This is a genomic window from Pseudonocardia halophobica (assembly GCF_027922425.1).
Classification (GTDB): domain Bacteria; phylum Actinomycetota; class Actinomycetes; order Mycobacteriales; family Pseudonocardiaceae; genus Pseudonocardia; species Pseudonocardia halophobica.
This window is the reverse complement of the sequence record NZ_BSFQ01000202.1, coordinates 1-722: the sequence shown is the minus strand read 5'-3', so window position 1 is coordinate 722 and position 722 is coordinate 1. Positions and strand designations below refer to the sequence as shown.

1 pseudogene is annotated in these 722 nt (G+C 66.5%); it reads right to left on the bottom strand.

The annotated features are described in order from the left end of the window. Nucleotides 1-410: 410 nt before the first annotated feature. Nucleotides 411-722, bottom strand: a pseudogene (locus PKE99_RS38155) (HAD family hydrolase); the annotation flags it as partial.

Sequence of the window (722 nt, the reverse complement as noted above, 5' to 3'; positions counted from 1 at the left end):
AAAACACACAGGCTGTTGATCGCTACCATCTTCGCGCTCCTTCGATGCCGCTTGCGCCTAGCAATGACTGGTGCAGGACGCGGGTTCGCCTACCGACACCCAGGGCGGCTGCACCATCCAGATCAGATACGACGTCGACATCTCGCCGCAGCGTCGGAACTGGCGACAGGATGGGCCACGCTCCCTGTTCCAGATGCCGTGTGGCGGAACCCCTGCCGAAAGCGGTGAAAGCAGTTCCCGGCTGGTGGTTGGAGAAGGTCTTCAAGGTGACGGGCCCGAGCTCGGCGCCCAGCTGGTGGGCGATCGCCGCGGCCAGGCCGGGGTCGGCGCGCCCGGAGAACACCATCAGGCGCTTGTCGTAACCCGGGCGCATGCTCGTGGCGGCGGGGGATCGACGTAGGTGTCAGCGGTCATCCCGCGTAGTCGCAGGGCTTCGTTGCGCTGTCGAGAAGCTGGCGGCCCAGGGCGTACGCGCCGCGGATGTCGTCCCCGGTGAAGCACACAGCCGCGCGTTCGCGCAGGGCCGCGCTGCAGTTCACCCCCACCGTGTGGGGGAGGTGCTCGAACAGCAGCGTGTCCGAGGTCGAGTCGCCGTAGGCCACACACTCCTGCTCGGTGAGCCCGAACTCCTCGAGTAGACCCAGGGTGATGTCGACCTTGTGCTGAAGAGTCAGCAGCAGACCCTGATGTCTGGGACGGCCGGGGACGATGTCACAGCCCAC